At 38.6% G+C, this 17,455-nt stretch carries 14 protein-coding genes; 12 read left to right on the top strand and 2 right to left on the bottom strand.

The features are described 5' to 3' along the window. Positions 1-18: 18 nt before the first annotated feature. On the bottom strand, positions 19-1,134 hold the full coding sequence (gene ytvI, locus AC59HZ_RS00695) for a sporulation integral membrane protein YtvI (protein ID WP_496544008.1): 1,116 nt from the start codon (positions 1,132-1,134) through the stop codon (positions 19-21). 211 nt (positions 1,135-1,345) lie between these two features. Between ytvI and AC59HZ_RS00700 the strand changes: the two genes are divergently transcribed. From AC59HZ_RS00700 to AC59HZ_RS00720, 5 genes are all read left to right on the top strand, one after another. Beyond that, a complete protein-coding gene (locus AC59HZ_RS00700) occupies positions 1,346-1,807 on the top strand; it encodes a DUF441 domain-containing protein (RefSeq protein ID WP_496544009.1) in 462 nt (153 codons plus the stop codon). A 265-nt stretch (positions 1,808-2,072) separates the two neighbouring features. Next, a complete protein-coding gene (gene citZ, locus AC59HZ_RS00705; RefSeq protein ID WP_496544010.1) occupies positions 2,073-3,191 on the top strand; it encodes a citrate synthase in 1,119 nt (372 codons plus the stop codon). Positions 3,192-3,318: 127 nt separating this feature from the next. Next, a complete protein-coding gene (icd, locus tag AC59HZ_RS00710; protein ID WP_496544011.1) occupies positions 3,319-4,587 on the top strand; it encodes an NADP-dependent isocitrate dehydrogenase in 1,269 nt (422 codons plus the stop codon). A 67-nt stretch (positions 4,588-4,654) separates the two neighbouring features. Beyond that, on the top strand, positions 4,655-5,593 hold the full coding sequence (gene mdh, locus AC59HZ_RS00715; RefSeq protein ID WP_496544012.1) for a malate dehydrogenase: 939 nt from the start codon (positions 4,655-4,657) through the stop codon (positions 5,591-5,593). An 84-nt stretch (positions 5,594-5,677) separates the two neighbouring features. Next, entirely contained in the window at positions 5,678-6,154 is a 477-nt protein-coding gene (locus AC59HZ_RS00720) for a MaoC/PaaZ C-terminal domain-containing protein (protein WP_496544013.1), read from the top strand. 355 nt (positions 6,155-6,509) lie between these two features. Here AC59HZ_RS00720 and AC59HZ_RS00725 read toward each other — a convergent pair whose 3' ends face one another. Next, on the bottom strand, positions 6,510-7,421 hold the full coding sequence (locus tag AC59HZ_RS00725; protein ID WP_496544014.1) for a nuclease-related domain-containing protein: 912 nt from the start codon (positions 7,419-7,421) through the stop codon (positions 6,510-6,512). A gap of 276 nt (positions 7,422-7,697) precedes the next feature. Here AC59HZ_RS00725 and AC59HZ_RS00730 point away from each other — a divergent pair, with 276 nt between their 5' ends. The 7 genes from AC59HZ_RS00730 to mutM all read left to right on the top strand — a co-directional run bounded on the left by AC59HZ_RS00730 (position 7,698) and on the right by mutM (position 17,430). Further along, complete coding sequence (locus AC59HZ_RS00730) at positions 7,698-9,248, top strand: spore germination protein (protein ID WP_496544015.1); 1,551 nt, start codon at positions 7,698-7,700, stop codon at positions 9,246-9,248. 28 nt (positions 9,249-9,276) lie between these two features. After that, the gene (locus AC59HZ_RS00735) at positions 9,277-10,368 is read left to right on the top strand and encodes a spore germination protein (protein WP_496544016.1); all 1,092 of its coding nucleotides are present in this window, start codon (positions 9,277-9,279) and stop codon (positions 10,366-10,368) included. Next, a complete protein-coding gene (locus tag AC59HZ_RS00740) occupies positions 10,365-11,570 on the top strand; it encodes a Ger(x)C family spore germination protein (protein ID WP_496544017.1) in 1,206 nt (401 codons plus the stop codon). Before AC59HZ_RS00735 ends, AC59HZ_RS00740 begins: the two co-directional genes overlap by 4 nt. Before the next feature lie 236 nt (positions 11,571-11,806). Further along, on the top strand, positions 11,807-12,523 hold the full coding sequence (locus AC59HZ_RS00745; RefSeq protein ID WP_496544018.1) for a winged helix-turn-helix domain-containing protein: 717 nt from the start codon (positions 11,807-11,809) through the stop codon (positions 12,521-12,523). Then, entirely contained in the window at positions 12,520-13,929 is a 1,410-nt protein-coding gene (gene pnpS, locus AC59HZ_RS00750) for a two-component system histidine kinase PnpS (RefSeq protein WP_496544019.1), read from the top strand. Before AC59HZ_RS00745 ends, pnpS begins: the two co-directional genes overlap by 4 nt. Before the next feature lie 12 nt (positions 13,930-13,941). Then, a complete protein-coding gene (gene polA / locus AC59HZ_RS00755) occupies positions 13,942-16,584 on the top strand; it encodes a DNA polymerase I (protein WP_496544629.1) in 2,643 nt (880 codons plus the stop codon). An 18-nt stretch (positions 16,585-16,602) separates the two neighbouring features. Beyond that, entirely contained in the window at positions 16,603-17,430 is an 828-nt protein-coding gene (gene mutM / locus AC59HZ_RS00760; protein ID WP_496544020.1) for a DNA-formamidopyrimidine glycosylase, read from the top strand. Positions 17,431-17,455 lie beyond the last annotated feature (25 nt).

The raw sequence follows: 17,455 nt of genomic DNA on the forward strand, positions 1-17,455 counted from the left end.
GGAGCTGACTTTTTTATGCTATGCTTGCTTTCCTTTTATAAAGGACCACACATCATGAAAAACATTGGCGCGATATAGAGTGCTAATGATGACGAGAGTAACCGGTCCAACAATCAAGCCTAGAAAGCCGATTAATTTAAAACCAACAAAAAGTGCAATCAAAGTGGCTAATGGGTCGAGGCCAATACTGGAAGAAAGAATTTTTGGCTCCATGATTTGCCTTTGTACTAAGACAATGATATAGAGAACCCCAAGTCCAATCGCAAGGCCCATATCACCGCCGATTGCTTCATAAATAATCCACGGTACAAACACAGCACCTGTTCCCAGGTATGGGATGATGTCAACGATTCCCGTAACTAAAGCAATCGTAATCGCATAATCAACCCTTAAGACAAGCAGACCAATAAGAATAATAACAGTTGTAATAGAGATAAGTGTTAATTGTGCTCTTATAAAGCCAAATAAGGCCCTCTTTAAGTCAACGAAAACCGTTCTGCCGCTCCTTTTTGCTTTTTCAGGTAAAAGCCGTCCTCCCAATGCCGATAAACGATACCAATCTTTGCTGATAAAGAAAGTAGCCAATAGCGAAAAAATGAGCACGGTTGCCACATTTGGAAACCAGGAAATGATATTTGGTATTTTTAAAAATAAATTTTGAATGAACGAGCCAACTGTAGAGCCGATTTTCTGTCCGACATTTTGGATATTGGAAATGATCGTATCCTGCTGTCCGGTTTCAAGTTTATTAAAAACACTCGTTAATTGATTGTAAAGCGGGAGAATTTGCCCTGTAAAATAATCCTCAAGATAGCTAATAAGTGTATCAAGATGTTCTGGAACTACCTTAGCTAAATATGTGGCACCAGATACAATCTCAGCTACTAATAGTGTAATTAAGCCGGCAAATAAGGCAAATATAATAATTAGGGCAAGGAAAACAGAAAGTACCCGGGGCATTTTTGCCTTTTTTTCAAAAATATTGACGAGAGGGTTAATCATAAGTGCAATAATAAGGCCGATAATAAAGGGATAAGCTACCTTTGATACAAAATAAAAAGAATAGAGTGCCAATATCACGACACCAATGACCAGTAAAAATCTTAATGACTGATATATGTATTTAGGATTCAACCATAGACCTCCTATTCAATACGAAATATTGGTTTTAGTTTACCATTTTATAAGCATTTGTGCATAATTTTCCAAACCTTAAACATTAATACGAAAGTAATGAATAAAAGTTTCAAAAATTTAGAGTACAAACATTTCTTGTCAATTCAGAATTCTGCCCTTTTTTAAATGTTATGGTACAATAATTTATATGTGGAAATGGTGTGACAAAATGATAAGCCAGCCTGTTGTATTCCTTATTTTATTACTGGTAATTGGATTTTTTGCTAAAAATAGTTCATTAATGTTGGCTATAGCAGTCCTGCTATTTTTAAAGCTAATCGGCATGGATACGAAATCTTTCTCTTTTCTACAAGCGAAGGGAATTAATTGGGGAGTCACCGTGATTACCATCGCTGTGTTAGCACCGATTGCGTCGGGTGAAATTGGCTTTCGAGACTTAACAGGAGCCTTTAAAACTCCATATGCTTGGATTGCACTAGTCTCAGGGATGCTAGTAGCATTGCTGGCAAAGGGCGGCGTAACCTTATTAGCAAATGATCCACAGATTACCACAGCCCTGGTTTTAGGTACTATTCTTTCAGTTTCCATCTTCAAAGGTGTGGCGGTTGGTCCATTGATTGGTGCCGGAATTGCCTATGCCTCGATGAAAATCTTTAGTTTTTTTACTTAGATTTTTTGTGAAATAATATTTTTTTTGCAAATTCAGGTCCTTTTCATTCACAAAGTTCTGATAATTGTTTATAATAGGCTTGTAAGCGTCACCTTTTTTACATAAACCATATATGCATACTGTATTACTTGTGAAAATTTTTTTACCATTTTGAATGAAAAGGCATTCAAATTTTTTATTCTTATCCTGAGCAGTCGCTCAATCAAATTTTTTTGTTAACAAAATGGGTAATGGGGAAAATAAGTTTGTGAAGGAGAGATTAACTATGTCAGTAACACGTGGTCTTGAAGGGGTAGTGGCAACAACTTCCTCAATTAGTTCAATTATTGATGACACACTAACATATGTTGGCTATGACATTGATGATTTAGCTAAAAATGCTAGCTTTGAAGAAGTCATTTATTTATTATGGCACCGCAAGCTTCCTAATTCCGAACAATTAGCGGAATTGAAACAACAGCTTGCAGAAAGTGCTGCACTGCCAAAAGAAGTGATTGAGCATTTTAAAATGTACCCAATTCAAAAAGTACATCCAATGGCAGCACTTCGTTCAGCTGTATCTTTATTAGGCTTATACGATGAGGAAGCAGATGTTATGGATACAGAAGCGAATTATCGAAAAGCTGTCCGTCTGCAGGCAAAAATGCCAGCAATTGTAACTACGTTTGCCCGCGTTAGAAAAGGTCTTGACCCAATCGCTCCAAGACAAGATTTAAGCTTTGCAGCAAATTTCCTTTATATGTTAACAGGCAATGTACCAGATGCAATTGCGGTAGAAGCAATTGACAAAGCATTGGTATTACATGCTGACCATGAATTAAATGCATCTACATTTACTGCGCGTGTATGTGTGGCTACATTATCGGACGTTTATTCAGGTGTAACCGCAGCGATTGGTGCTTTAAAAGGCCCTCTTCACGGTGGTGCCAATGAAGCCGTAATGAAAATGCTGACAGAAATCGGTACTTTGGAAAATGTTGATCCATATGTACGCGGTAAGCTTGAAAACAAAGAAAAAATCATGGGCTTTGGCCACAGGGTATATCGTCAAGGCGACCCGCGTGCCAAGCACTTAAAAGAAATGTCAAAAAAATTAACAGAGTTAACAGGCGAACCGCATTGGTACGATATGTCTGTTAAAATTGAAGGCATCGTTACTGGAGAAAAGAAACTTCCGCCAAACGTTGACTTCTATTCTGCATCTGTCTATCACAGCTTAGGAATTGATCATGACTTAATGACACCAATCTTTGCCGTAAGTCGTGTTTCCGGCTGGCTTGCTCATATTTTAGAGCAATATGAAAACAATCGTTTGATTCGTCCTCGTGCTGAATACACGGGTCCAGGAATGCAGAAATATATTCCAATTGAACAAAGAGGATAATATTTTTCATTTTTTTTAAAATTGTTGTAAAATAGGAGAGTATGAAAAGGTTAGGGACCTTGGTTCTCTAACCTTTGATTCAGTCCAACAATTTTAGTTTTCATACATAATAGGAGGGAGAACATCTATGCAAGGCGAAAAAATTACTGTAACAAATGGAGTATTAAATGTACCAAACAATCCAATTATCCCATTTATTGAGGGAGACGGTATTGGTCCTGATATCTGGGCTGCTTCCGAACGAGTTTTAAATGCAGCTGTAGAAAAAGCCTATAAAGGCGAGCGCAAATTGGTGTGGAAAGAAGTTCTTGCTGGAGAAAAAGCATTTAATCAAACTGGCGAATGGCTTCCAAAAGAAACTTTAGATGAAATTAGTGAATATCTAATTGCCATCAAAGGCCCACTTACAACTCCTGTAGGCGGTGGAATCCGTTCGTTAAACGTTGCTCTACGTCAAGAGCTAGATTTATTTGTGTGCTTACGTCCTGTAAGATGGTTTGAAGGTGTTCCTTCACCAGTTAAGCGTCCTCAAGATACGGATATGGTTATCTTCCGTGAAAACACAGAAGATATTTATGCTGGTATTGAGTATGAAAAAGGAACTGAAGCAGTTAAAAAGGTCATCGAATTCCTTCAAAACGAAATGGGTGTAAATAAAATCAGATTCCCAGAAACGTCTGGTATCGGTATTAAACCTATTTCTGAAGAAGGTACATCTCGTCTTGTCCGTGCTTCTATTAACTATGCTATTAAAGAAGGCCGTAAATCCGTTACCCTCGTGCATAAAGGAAATATCATGAAATTCACTGAGGGTGCATTTAAAAACTGGGGTTATGAGCTAGCTGAAAAAGAATTCGGCGATAAAGTCTTTACATGGGCTCAATATGATCGCATTAAAGCTGAGCAAGGTACAGATGCTGCTAACAAGGCGCAGGCTGATGCTGAAGCTTCAGGCAAAATCATTGTTAAAGATGCGATTGCTGATATCTTCTTACAACAAATCCTAACTCGTCCTCGTGAGTTCGATGTTGTAGCAACAATGAACCTAAACGGTGACTTCATTTCTGATGCTCTTGCAGCACAAGTTGGTGGTATCGGTATTGCTCCTGGAGCTAACATCAACTATGAAACTGGACATGCCATTTTTGAAGCAACTCACGGAACTGCTCCAAAATACGCAGGTCTTGATAAAGTAAATCCTTCATCAGTTATTTTATCAGGTGTATTATTGCTTGAGCACTTAGGCTGGAACGAAGCGGCTACAATGGTCATTAAATCAGTGGAAAAAACTATTGCATCTAAAGTTGTAACTTATGACTTTGCCCGCTTAATGGACGGAGCAACTGAAGTGAAAACTTCTGAGTTTGCTGACGAGCTAATCAAAAACATGGAGTAATTTTTCGAGGGCTGTTTTTAACAGCCCTTTGATTAAATTTTTATAACGGAAAAAGGGGAGAGCTAATATGTCATTAAAGCGTAAAAAGGTTTCTGTAATCGGTGGCGGATTTACTGGTGCAACTACTGCATTTTTACTTGCACAAAAAGAACTTGCTGACGTTGTTTTAGTTGATATCCCGCAAATGGAGAACCCAACAAAGGGTAAAGCATTAGATATGCTTGAAGCTAGCCCAGTTCAAGGCTTTGATGCTAATATCACAGGTACTTCCAACTATGAAGATACAAAGGATTCTGATATCGTTGTTATCACAGCAGGGATTGCCCGTAAACCAGGCATGAGCCGTGACGATTTAGTGCAAACCAACCAAAAAGTAATGAAGAGTGTAACACAGGAGATTGCAAAGTATTCTCCAAACTGCACAATTCTTGTATTAACAAACCCGGTTGATGCAATGACGTATACAGTATTCAAAGAATCTGGCTTCCCTAAGAACCGTGTAATCGGTCAATCAGGTGTTCTTGATACAGCTCGTTTCCGTACATTTATTTCACAAGAATTAAACCTTTCCGTAAAAGATATTACCGGCTTCGTATTAGGCGGACATGGTGATGACATGGTTCCTCTTGTTCGTTACTCTTATGCAGGCGGTATCCCGCTCGAAACTTTAATTCCGAAAGATCGCCTTGATTCAATCGTTGAACGCACTCGTAAAGGCGGCGGTGAAATCGTAAACCTACTTGGAAACGGAAGCGCTTACTATGCTCCTGCAGCCTCTTTAGTGGAGATGTGTGAAGCGATTCTTAAAGACCAGCGCCGCGTTCTTCCTTCAATCGCTTATCTTGAAGGCGAATATGGTTACGATGGAATTTACCTTGGGGTACCAACGATCCTAGGTGCGGGCGGTATTGAAAAGATAATCGAGCTTGAGTTAACTGCAGACGAAAAAGCAGCATTAGACAAATCTGTTGATTCTGTTCGCAACGTAATGAACGTATTAGCTTAATAGATTGTCTTCGAATTCGGGGTTATTGGGGCCCCGAATTTTCTCTATATATTTTTGGAATCGCTTACAAAGGGGGCGTTTTAGATGCTTTTAGGGAAAAAAAGAAAACTAGGGAGAAGAATTGAAGAAATAAACGTTGGGGAAAAATTAACTTTAACTGAAAAGATTGAGGATAAAGATCTACTTCTTTATTTAGGTTTAACCGATGATGCCAACCCGCTCTATATTCAACATGACTACGCATCGCAAACACCATTTGAAAAACCAATTGTTCCAAGTATTATGCTGACCGGTATGATCACTTCGGCCATTTCAAAATATTTACCTGGCCCGGGGAGCCATATTTTAAGCCAAAATCTTGAGTTCCCTAAGCCTGTTTATCATTACGGAACCGTCGAGTTTATATTCCAGATTATCGATGTGAACAGTGACGATCATACTGTTTTAATTCAGGTTGCAGCTGTCAACGAAAAAAATGAAACCGTCATAAATGGGACGGTGAAAGTATGCCCGCCTCATCGATTGCAGGAGATTCATGGGACGGCTTTAGATAATTTTTAAGTAACGGTCTCTTTGGTGTTCATGAGGACAAAAATCAGGAAGATGAAGCTAATCCTGTCCGCATGGAGCGTTCATGAGGACAAAAATCGCAAAGAAGAAGCGGAACTTGTCCGCATGGACCGTTCATGAGGACAAAAATCTCAAAGAGGAAGCCGAATCTGTCCTCATGGAGCGTTCATGAGGACAAAAATCGCAAAGAGGAAGTCGAATCTGTCTGCATGGAGCGTTCATGAGGACAAAAATCGCAAAGAAGAAGCGGAACTTGTCCGCATAGAGCGTTCATGAGGACAAAAATCGCAAAGAAGAAGCCGAATCTGTCCTCATGAATCTTCCGGTGGGCCATAAAAGGAAAACATTATTCACTAACATAGTAAGAATATTTACCTTGCCCCATTCTTTTTAAATTTTTCGTCAATACTCTATTTATTTTCTTCTTTGACACAGCCTCCCCACACCACTCAAAAACACAATTCGTTGTTATTTTTCTATCCGGAAACAATAGCTTTATTTCCTCGACAAACCTTAAAATCGCAGAATCAACCTCTTCCTCGGATCCACAATCATTACAGAACACTTTCCCGCCTGAAACCGAAACCTTAAAAGAATTGCAGAATCCACAGGTTTGCCCCTTCCGTATTTTTTCAAAAGAATAAGCTGGCACAGTCGTATATGGTGATTCAACCTGGTGCAAAGAAGCTAGTTTCTCCGCTAGCATTTTATGCTTATTAGATAGTTTTGACGGCAGGGAATTTAATTTTTTCATGAACTTTTTTAATTGTGTCGGATGAATAATAGGCTCGTTAGGGGGCGATTGATATAAGGTGAACTCGGGGTTGATAAATACAACGTAGCCCTTAATGGGGAAATTATATCCCATATTTTGGAGTAATTGACGGAGTAGTAAAGTATTCTTATTCAGCTGATCCAACGGATTCTGATATTCCTTCCCAGAAAAAGATTCCAATTTGTTTGTCCTGAAAATAAGTTCGTATTCATAATTTTTTACCTCAAATAGATGGATTGTTTCTTGAAAAAGAATCACTGAATCATTTTGGAAACTAGTATTACCTACCTTAAGCAGCAAATCATTTAAAATATAGCATTCATTCTGGAGCTGCTCTGTTAATAAATCAAACTGGAGTTCCCCTTCATAGCCTTTCTTAAGGTTCAAATAGTGCCTCCTTTCTTCCGCTGTTAATTCCATCCTTGTGTTTAAAATTCTTAATATCTTTAATTCTTTTGATTCAGTACGAGGTTTAAAAGCCATAACCCACTTCCTTTCTAGATTTAACCCTAATTTTACAAAAAAATGCAACAGTGACCAGGTGAAAAAACGACTATTTTGTTAACTTTTCCACCCGGATTATTTTCTCAAATAAAAGGAAAGATAAAAATAAATCATGGAAGGAAATGGTGAGTATGTGGAAAGCTGTAGTCGATTATCTTCCTGACTGGAAAGTTTTTATCCAAGCCTTCATTACCTTCCTTATCCCTTTTACAATTTCACGATTGTTTAATTGGATAGGTTCTTCTAAGGAGAGGTTTGAAATTGAAAAGACGGAAGATCGAGATAAAATTCCCCGAACAACAGACCAATCAAATTGAAAAGCAGACGGAGGATGAAACATTTCCATTTACAGGTAAAATCACCATTGATTTAGACCAAATTAGGAGTGAACTTGGTCATAACTATGACGTGAGTTTTCGCGAGTTTTATTTAGGAAACACAGGTATTAGAGCGGCCATTATTTTTCTTAAAGGACTAACAGACAAAGAGCTCATCAATAATCAAATTTTATGCTCACTTATGGCCAACTTTCCAGAAAGACATGAACACCGTGAAGTCAGTTTAAAAGAATTTATTACTAATCAAGCTCTTTCAATTAGTGACCTAACAGAAGTAAATAATTTGCAAGACTTACTTTCTGAAATATTGACAGGTTGTACAGCACTTTTAATCGATGGTATACAGGAAGTCATCATTCTCGGCACTACAAAAGCGAAAGCGCGCAATATCGAAGAGCCTGTTTCAGAAGCTTTGGTTCGCGGACCTAGGATCGGATTTACAGAAACGTTATGCGATAATACGGCCATTTTACGACAGGTTGGTTGTAATCACAATTTATCCATTATCCAATTTCGAGTAGGTGTCAGAGCTAAAAAGGAACTTGTTATCGCTTTTATAAAAGACATTGCAGATCCAGCATTGGTAGATGAGGTCAAAAAAAGAATTAAGACAATTAATATCGATGAGCTGGCGGAGTCAGGCTATGTGGAGCAGCTGATCGAGGATAATTACCTCAGCCCATTTCCTCAGGTGCAGAATACGGAGCGTCCAGACAGGGTTTACAGTGCTTTGATGGAAGGTAGAATTGCGATTTTATTAGATGGCTCACCTTTTGCTTTGATTGTTCCAGTTACCTTTTGCATGCTGCTGCAATCACCTGAGGACTATTATGAACGCTGGATTCCTGGTTCATTAATCCGACTCTTACGCTTTTTAGCTGCATTTTTATCTCTTTTTGCACCTTCGATGTATATTGCTTTCATCTCGTTTCACCCAGGGTTAATACCGACCAAGTTAGCATTATCTATTATTGCATCAAGGGAAGGCGTACCTTTTCCAGCACTTATAGAAGCACTAATTATGGAAATATCGATTGAAATATTGCGGGAAGCAGGTCTCCGCCTGCCTAAACCGATTGGCCCCGCAATGGGGATTGTCGGAGGATTAATTATTGGGGAAGCTGCAGTACAAGCAGGGATCATCAGTCCTATCATGGTAATTGTGGTCTCATTGACTGCCATTTCCTCCTTTGCAATCCCACAATATAGCGCCGGGATAACGTTAAGGATCCTGCGTTTTGTAGCGATGTTCTGTGCTGCCGTGTTTGGTTTGTATGGAATTGCATTGTTTTTCCTCATGCTTTGCAGTCATTTGGTGAAATTAAAAAGCTTTGGAGTACCATATGTCAGTCCAGCCGTTCCTTATCGAATAAGTGACTGGAAAGATTTTATCGTAAGAATGCCGCTATTTATGATGAAACGCCGTCCGAAAATGCTAAATACCAAAGACTCCACTCGTAAAGGGTAGCCTACTTTAAAAGAGGGATGAACCAGCGATGAAAGTTAGTCCTAAGGACCGAATTACTACTCCTCAAGCAGCAATTGTCCTCATCAATTATATTCTTGCAGCTGGAATCCTCACCCTTCCGCGGACTTCTGTAGAGAAGGTGAAAACTCCTGATGTTTGGATGTCCGTCATATTAGGTGGATTGATTGCAATAATTGCTGGAGTCATCATGGTCAAATTAAGTCAGCAGTTTCCTGAAAAAACCATTTACCAATACAGTCAAATGTTAGTGGGAAAATGGTTAGGAGGCCTGCTCAGCTTGCTAATTGTAGGATACTTCTTTACCCTTGCCGCCTATGAAGTTAGAGCACTAGCTGAGGTAACAGGTTTTTTTTTGCTGGAAGGCACCCCTATCTGGGCCATCATAATGCCGTTTATGTGGGTAGGCCTCTATTTAGTTTTGGACGGAATAAACCCGATTGCCCGTCTGTTTGAAATCATTTTTCCGATCACAGTAGTCATCTTTTTACTTGTTACCTTTATGGGATTCGAAGTATTTGAGATAGATAATGTACGTCCCGTCTTAGGATTAGGACTAATTCCGGTGATAAAAGGTATTAAAACAACGGTTCTAGCATTTTTAGGACCGGAAATTATGTTGCTCCTAACAGCATTTATGCAAAAACCAAATAAAGCCACCAAGGTTATTCTCGTTGGGGTTGCAATTCCTATGATTTTTTACATCATAACCGTTATTATGGTCATCGGTGCATTATCTATTGATGGAGTGGTTACGAGAACATGGCCCACCCTTGACCTCATAAGGAGCTTTGAAATCAAAGGATTGATTTTTGAACGCTTTGAGTCGTTGTTACTAGTTATTTGGATTATGCAAATATTTTCCACCTTTACGATCACGTATTATGCCGCTTCCCTTGGTTTATCCCAAATTTTTAATATGAAGATTAATCCATTTATGTATGGTTTATTGTTCATTATTTATGTCATAGCTTTAATTCCAAAAAATATAAACGACCTTTTTAAATTTGGTGATTTAATAGGAAATGCTGCGTTGGTATTATTTGGTGTATTGCCGCTGCTATTATTGCTAATTTCAAAAGTTAAGGGTGCGAGAACATGAAACGAAGAAATTTTTTTCGGTTTCTCAAGGGTTCCCTAGTGCTTCTGCTGCTGCTGCAGCTTACTGGATGCTGGAGTAGTAAAGAAATTGAGGAGTTGGGTCTAGTTGCAGGTACATCACTTGATTTAGAGAAAAGAACTAACTTAAGTGAAGAAATTGAGGGACAAGAGGAAAGGTATCCTAATAGAGTGTTGATTACAATAACTAACCAATTAATAACGTCTCAAACAACAGGCAGTGGGAAAAAAACAGGTGCCCCGCAGCAAAAATCTTACAAAAATGTATCGGAAACAGGAGATTCCATTCTTCCTATATTACGTAAGATGATATTGGAAATTGATAAACGAGCATTTGCTCAACATTCAAAAGTTATTGTAATTGGAGAGGATCTTGCACGTACTTTGAATCTACAACAGATATTGGATTTTTTTCTAAAAGAACAAGAGATGCGGCTAAGCGGCCTAATACTTATCGCCAAGGACAACGCTAAAAAAACTTTAGAATCGCAAGAAACAACCGTTATTCCAGCCTTTCATCTTTTTCAGATTACAAAAAGTCAAGAAAGAACAACGAGGATTTTGCCTCCCTTATCACTGGCTAAAGTAACGGGTAAGTTGCATTCTGGATCCAGTTTTCTTGTACAGACTGTGGTCTCGGAGAATGGTGAAGTCAAATTTGCAGGAGCGGCTGTAATAAAGGGGAAGACAAAAAAACTGCTCGGGTTTTTGAATGAAAGAGAATTAGAGGGTATAGTATGGCTAACGGGGAAAGGGAAAGGCGGTGTTGTGAAGAGCTTTGATAAAGAGACCAGTCAGCCGATTATTTGCGAGATAAAATCAATGAAAAGTAAAATTCAGCCTCGGGTTGTTAACAATAACATTTCATTTGATGTAAAGATCGAATCTGAAGGTAGTATTGCCGAGCAGTGGGTTCCTTCAGGAAAAGCCTTTAAAAATGAATTTTTAAAAAAAGCGGAAAAAATGACTGAAAAAGAAGTGGAACGTTTAGTTAAACATATATTAGTCAAAACCCAACAAAACTATCAGGTTGACGTTGCAGGTTTTGGAAACAGATTGAGGATTGAATACCCTAGAGTTTGGGAGAAGGTTAAAAAAGATTGGGATCACACGTTTAGTAAGATTCCTATCAAGTACAATGTAAATATAACCCTAAAGGATTATGGGACAAGTGGGGCTAATTAACTTTTCAGCAATACCAAAATATTTAACTGAAGCCTAATTTTTCCTTTAGAGATAAATTAGGCTTTGTTAAGTTTTTGTAAAGATAATCACAATTAAAACCTTTAACCAAAGACAAGACCTAGGTTTTTGACGGTTTTATTAGCGTCAGCCATACTAATATAGTTCAGCCCGTTAAACTAGATAATCCGGATAATTTATTATTATAATGAAGGTAACTTAAGTAGGTGGGGGATATAATGAAAAATAAAATACTAGTAGTCGATGATGAACAGTCAATAGTCACCCTGCTTCAATATAATTTGGAGCAGGCTGGGTTTGAAGTTTTAACAGCAATGGATGGGGAAGAAGGAAAACGATTAGCGGAAATAGAATCTCCTGATATTATCGTTCTCGATTTAATGCTTCCAAAGCTGGATGGAATGGAAGTTTGCAAGCAGCTTCGCCAGGAAAAAATCATGACGCCTATCTTAATGCTGACAGCCAAAGATGATGAACTCGATAAAATATTGGGCCTCGAGCTTGGTGCAGATGATTACATGGTCAAACCATTCAGCCCAAGAGAAGTGTTAGCAAGAGTAAAGGCCATCCTCAGAAGGACGCAAGTTCAACAAGAAACTTCTGAAGAAAGCGTTCAAGATGAAGGACAAATTTTAATTGGAAATTTAACGATTCATCCAGAAAAATATGAGGCCTACTTCAAAGAGAGTCTTATCGAGTTAACCTTAAAAGAATTTGAACTGCTCCTTTATCTCGCACAAAATAAGGGACGAGTATTAACCCGTGATCAATTACTTAGTGCTGTTTGGAATTATGACTTTGCTGGCGATACTAGAATCGTGGATGTACATATCTCTCATTTAAGGGAAAAAATTGAGGAAGATACAAAAAAGCCAGCCTATATTAAAACCATTCGCGGCCTTGGCTATAAACTAGAGGAGCCAAAAGGAGAATGATAAAATTTCGGACCAGAATGATCATTGCTCTAATCACCTTAATTATTTTTGTATTAGTTGGAATAGGATTATTGCTTGGTCAGTTATTTAAAAGCTATTTTTTAGAATCACTTAATGTTCACTCGAAAATAGTCATCTTGTGGAGCATCTCTTTATTTCTGGGACTTGCTTTAATTATCATCATCATTCTTGGATTAAGAATAACGTCGAGGTATACGAAGCCGATTGTCGAAGCGACCAACGTTGCAATTGAACTGACAAAAGGAAATTACCGGGCAAGAACAAGGGTTGACCGGCTCGATGAAACCGGTATGCTGGGCTCATCAATAAACAGGCTGGCTCAAAACCTCCAAGAGCTTGTGAAAACACAAGAAATGCAGCATGATCGTTTGAAGGTATTGATTGAAAATATGGGTGCCGGTTTAGTCTTTATTGATAGCCGCGGGTACATCAATTTAATCAATAAAGGCTTTATTGATATTTTCCAAGTCAGCCCGTCTGATTACTTAAATAAACTTTATTATGAAGTTATTGAAGAAGAAGAAATTAGTGGTTTAATTGCAGAAGTATTTCGAACTGAGAAAAAGGTTAATAAACAAATATTACTTCCTTTATTTATTGAAAGAAAATATTTTGTCGTATATGGTGTGCCAATTATTGGAACCAACAATGTTTGGAAAGGGGTTTTGCTCGTTTTTCATGATATTACCGAACTGAAAAAGCTCGAGCAAATGCGGAAGGATTTTGTAGCTAATGTTTCCCACGAATTAAAAACTCCTGTTACTTCTATTAAAGGGTTTGCGGAAACACTTCTCGATGGAGCAATGAATAATAAAGAGACTTTAGAAGCCTTCCTTTCTATAATTTTAAAGGAAAGCGACCGGCTGCAAACGCTCATTCAGGAATTATTAGATCTTTCAAAAATAGAGCAGCAGGGCTTTCAATTGGCCATGCAGGATTTAGATTTACATACATTACTAGAAGAAGTTATTACACTCCTAAATGGTAAGGCACAAACAAAGGGAATTCATCTGGAACTTATAAATAAACAGCAGCAAGTATTCATAAAAGGTGATGTCGACCGATTAAAGCAGGTATTTATCAATTTAATTGCCAATGCCATTACATACACTCCGTCTGGGGGAGAGGTAAAAGTTATCTTGCTTGAGCATAGGGAAAATGTTCGAATCCATGTGAAGGACTCTGGAGTAGGAATTAAAAAAGAAGAAATTCCCCGTATTTTTGAGCGCTTTTACCGTGTAGACCGTGCTAGAAGCAGAAATTCGGGCGGAACGGGACTAGGGCTGGCCATTGTTAAACATTTAATAGAAGCTCACCATGGGCAAATCAGTGTAAGAAGTGAGCTTGGTGAAGGAAGCGAATTTATCATTGAACTTAAAAAATAATAGAGGGTGAAATTGTTGGAAAAGAAAAAGCTTGTCCTGATTGACGGCAATAGTATTGCCTACCGTGCTTTTTTTGCACTGCCGCTGCTTAATAATGATAAGGGGATCCACACCAATGCGGTATACGGCTTTACGATGATGCTAATGAAAATACTCGAAGATGAAAAGCCAACACATATGCTTGTTGCTTTTGATGCCGGTAAAACGACCTTTCGGCATAAAACCTTTGGGGAATATAAAGGCGGAAGACAAAAAACGCCGCCTGAATTATCGGAGCAATTTCCGTTCATTCGTGAACTGCTCGATGCCTATGGAATTTCAAGATATGAACTGGAAAATTACGAGGCCGATGATATAATTGGAACGCTTTCGTTGTCAGCGGAACAAGACGGCTACGAAGTGAAGGTTATTTCTGGGGACAAGGATTTAACGCAGCTCTCCTCCTCCCATACAACGGTTGGAATCACAAGAAAAGGGATTACTGATATTGAAGAATATACACCGGAGCATATTGCTGAAAAATACGGACTAACACCAGAGCAAATTATTGATATGAAGGGATTAATGGGTGATACCTCCGATAATATTCCAGGTGTTCCAGGGGTAGGAGAAAAGACGGCGATAAAACTACTTAAGGAATTTACAACGTTAGAAAATTTGTTAAACTCGATTGATCAAGTCAGCGGGAACAAATTGAAAGAAAAGCTTGAGGAATTTAAAGGCCAGGCCTTGATGAGCAAAGAACTTGCGACGATTGAAAGACAAGCACCTGTAGAAGTAGATTTAGAAACCATTCATTACGAAGGAATTATTCGCGAAAAACTAGTTGCTTTCTTTAAAGAATTAGGCTTCAATTCGCTTTTGGACAAACTGGGTGAGGATACAACTACTGTGACCGAGGAGAAGGAGCTCGAAGCTGTTGAAGTCAATATCCCGCAAGAAATAACGAATGAGATTTTTACAGACAACAATTATTTTTTCGTTGAAATGCTTGACGATAATTACCATTACGCTGATATTATTGGATTCTCTATCGTAAATGAAAATGGCTATTTCTATCTGCCAACAGAACAAGCCTTGCAATCGGAAGCTTTTAAAAATTGGGCCGAGGATGAAAGCAAGAAAAAAACGGTTTATGATGTCAAACGTTCCGAGGTTTCATTAAGGAGACATGACATCCATTTAAAAGGGGCCGATTTTGATATTTTGATGGCTTCCTATATCATTAATCCCTCTGAAAACATCGAAGATCTCGCCGCGATTGCTAAACGATATGACTTACATAACATCCAATCAGATGAATCGTTTTATGGTAAAGGGGCAAAACGAAAAGTCCCGGAATCGGTTAAGCTTGCGGAACATCTTGTTCGCAAAAGCCTGGCTATGTTCGATTTAAAAGAAAGATTGGAAGATGAATTAAGAAGTAATGAACAGTATGAATTGTTTACAGAGCTTGAAATGCCATTATCACTAATTTTAGCGGATATGGAATCTTGCGGTATCAAAGTAGAGCGGGAACGACTTGAAACGATGGGTAAGGAACTAAATGAACGGTTAATTGATATTGAAGAGAAAATATGTGAATTAGCCGGCGAAAAATTTAATATTAATTCAACCAAACAGCTAGGAGTTATTTTATTTGAAAAGCTAGGTCTCTATTCATTTAAGAAAACGAAAACGGGACATTCCACATCAGCTGATGTCTTAGAAAAATTAGCAGGTGATCATGAAATTATTGAGCATATATTGCTCTACAGGCAATTGGGCAAGCTTCAGTCAACCTATATCGAAGGGCTGCTTAAATTTATTAATCCAATTACTGAAAAGGTTCATACACGATATCAACAAACGTTAACAGCGACTGGCCGATTAAGCTCGATTGATCCCAATCTGCAAAATATTCCTATCCGACTTGAGGAGGGCCGCAGGATTCGACAGGCGTTTGTCCCGTCTGAACCAGGCTGGGTTATTTTTGCAGCCGATTATTCACAGATTGAGCTCCGCGTTTTGGCAGACATTGCCGATGATGAAAAATTGATACAAGCCTTTAAAGAAGACCTGGATATTCATACTAAAACAGCGATGGAGGTCTTCCATGTCGGAAAAGATGATGTAACCTCAAATATGCGTCGGCAGGCAAAGGCAGTTAACTTTGGAATTGTTTATGGAATAAGCGATTATGGTCTGTCACAATCGTTAGGAATTACAAGAAAGGAAGCGGGCGAGTTTATTGAGCGCTACCTTGAGACCTATCCAGGTGTAAAGGAATATATGGATGACATTATCCATTCAGCAAGACAGAAGGGGTATGTTACAACACTTTTGCATAGACGGAGATACCTTCCTGAAATAACAGCCCGTAATTTTAATCTTAGAAGTTTTGCAGAGAGAACTGCGATGAATACACCAATCCAGGGGACTGCTGCAGATATTATTAAAAAAGCAATGATTGATATGGCAGAGGCCTTAAAGGATAAAGGCTTAAAAACCCGTCTATTACTTCAGGTACACGATGAATTAATTTTTGAGTCACCTGAAGAGGAAGTAGAAATTCTTAAAAACTTAGTACCGCTAGTTATGGAAAATGCGCTCGAATTAAAAGTACCATTAAAAGTCGATTATGCGTATGGTCCAACTTGGTTTGACGCGAAATAAAAAAGGGGGCCAATCGAAGTGCCAGAGCTGCCAGAAGTAGAAACAGTCAGGAAAACATTAGAAAAACTAGTTCTCCATAAAACAATCGAACGCATTTCGGTCTACTGGCCCAAAATCATAAAAAATCCTGTCGAGGTGGAGCAGTTTATCGATGCTCTAAAAGGTGAAACGATTCTGGATGTCGGCAGACGAGGGAAATTTTTAATTCTGTATACGGACCAATTCGCTATGGTATCCCATTTGCGCATGGAAGGTAAATATGGACTATACCCTAAAGAAGAGCCATTTGATAAGCATACACATGTAATTTTTCATTTTACAGATGGAACTGAATTAAGGTACCGTGATGTCCGGAAATTTGGAACGATGCATCTATATAAAAAAGGCGAAGAATTCCTTAAGCCGCCGTTAATTGAACTGGGTCCGGAACCCTTTTCCGAGGAGTTTACGGAAGAGTATTTAGCTGAGAAATTGAAAAAGACGAATCGGAAAATAAAACCGGCTTTATTAGATCAGAAGCTCTTTGTAGGTCTTGGGAATATCTATGTCGATGAAGCCCTTTTTCGTTCAAAGATCCATCCTGAGAGGATTGCCAGCACGCTGAATAAGAATGAAATATCCATTCTTCACCGTGAAATTGTCGCGACCTTAAGTGAGGCGGTAAAAAAAGGCGGCAGCACCATTCGATCTTATGTGAACTCTCAAGGTGAAATCGGTATGTTTCAGCTTGAGTTATATGCATACGGACGAAAAGGCGAGGAATGTAAACGATGCGGGACACCCTTAGAAAAAACAACGGTAGGCGGCAGAGGCACCCACTATTGCCCAACCTGTCAAAGACTTTAAGTTTGAAAGAGTGAAGGATAATTGA

The sequence above is a fragment of the Neobacillus sp. DZ-9 genome (genome assembly GCF_059587065.1).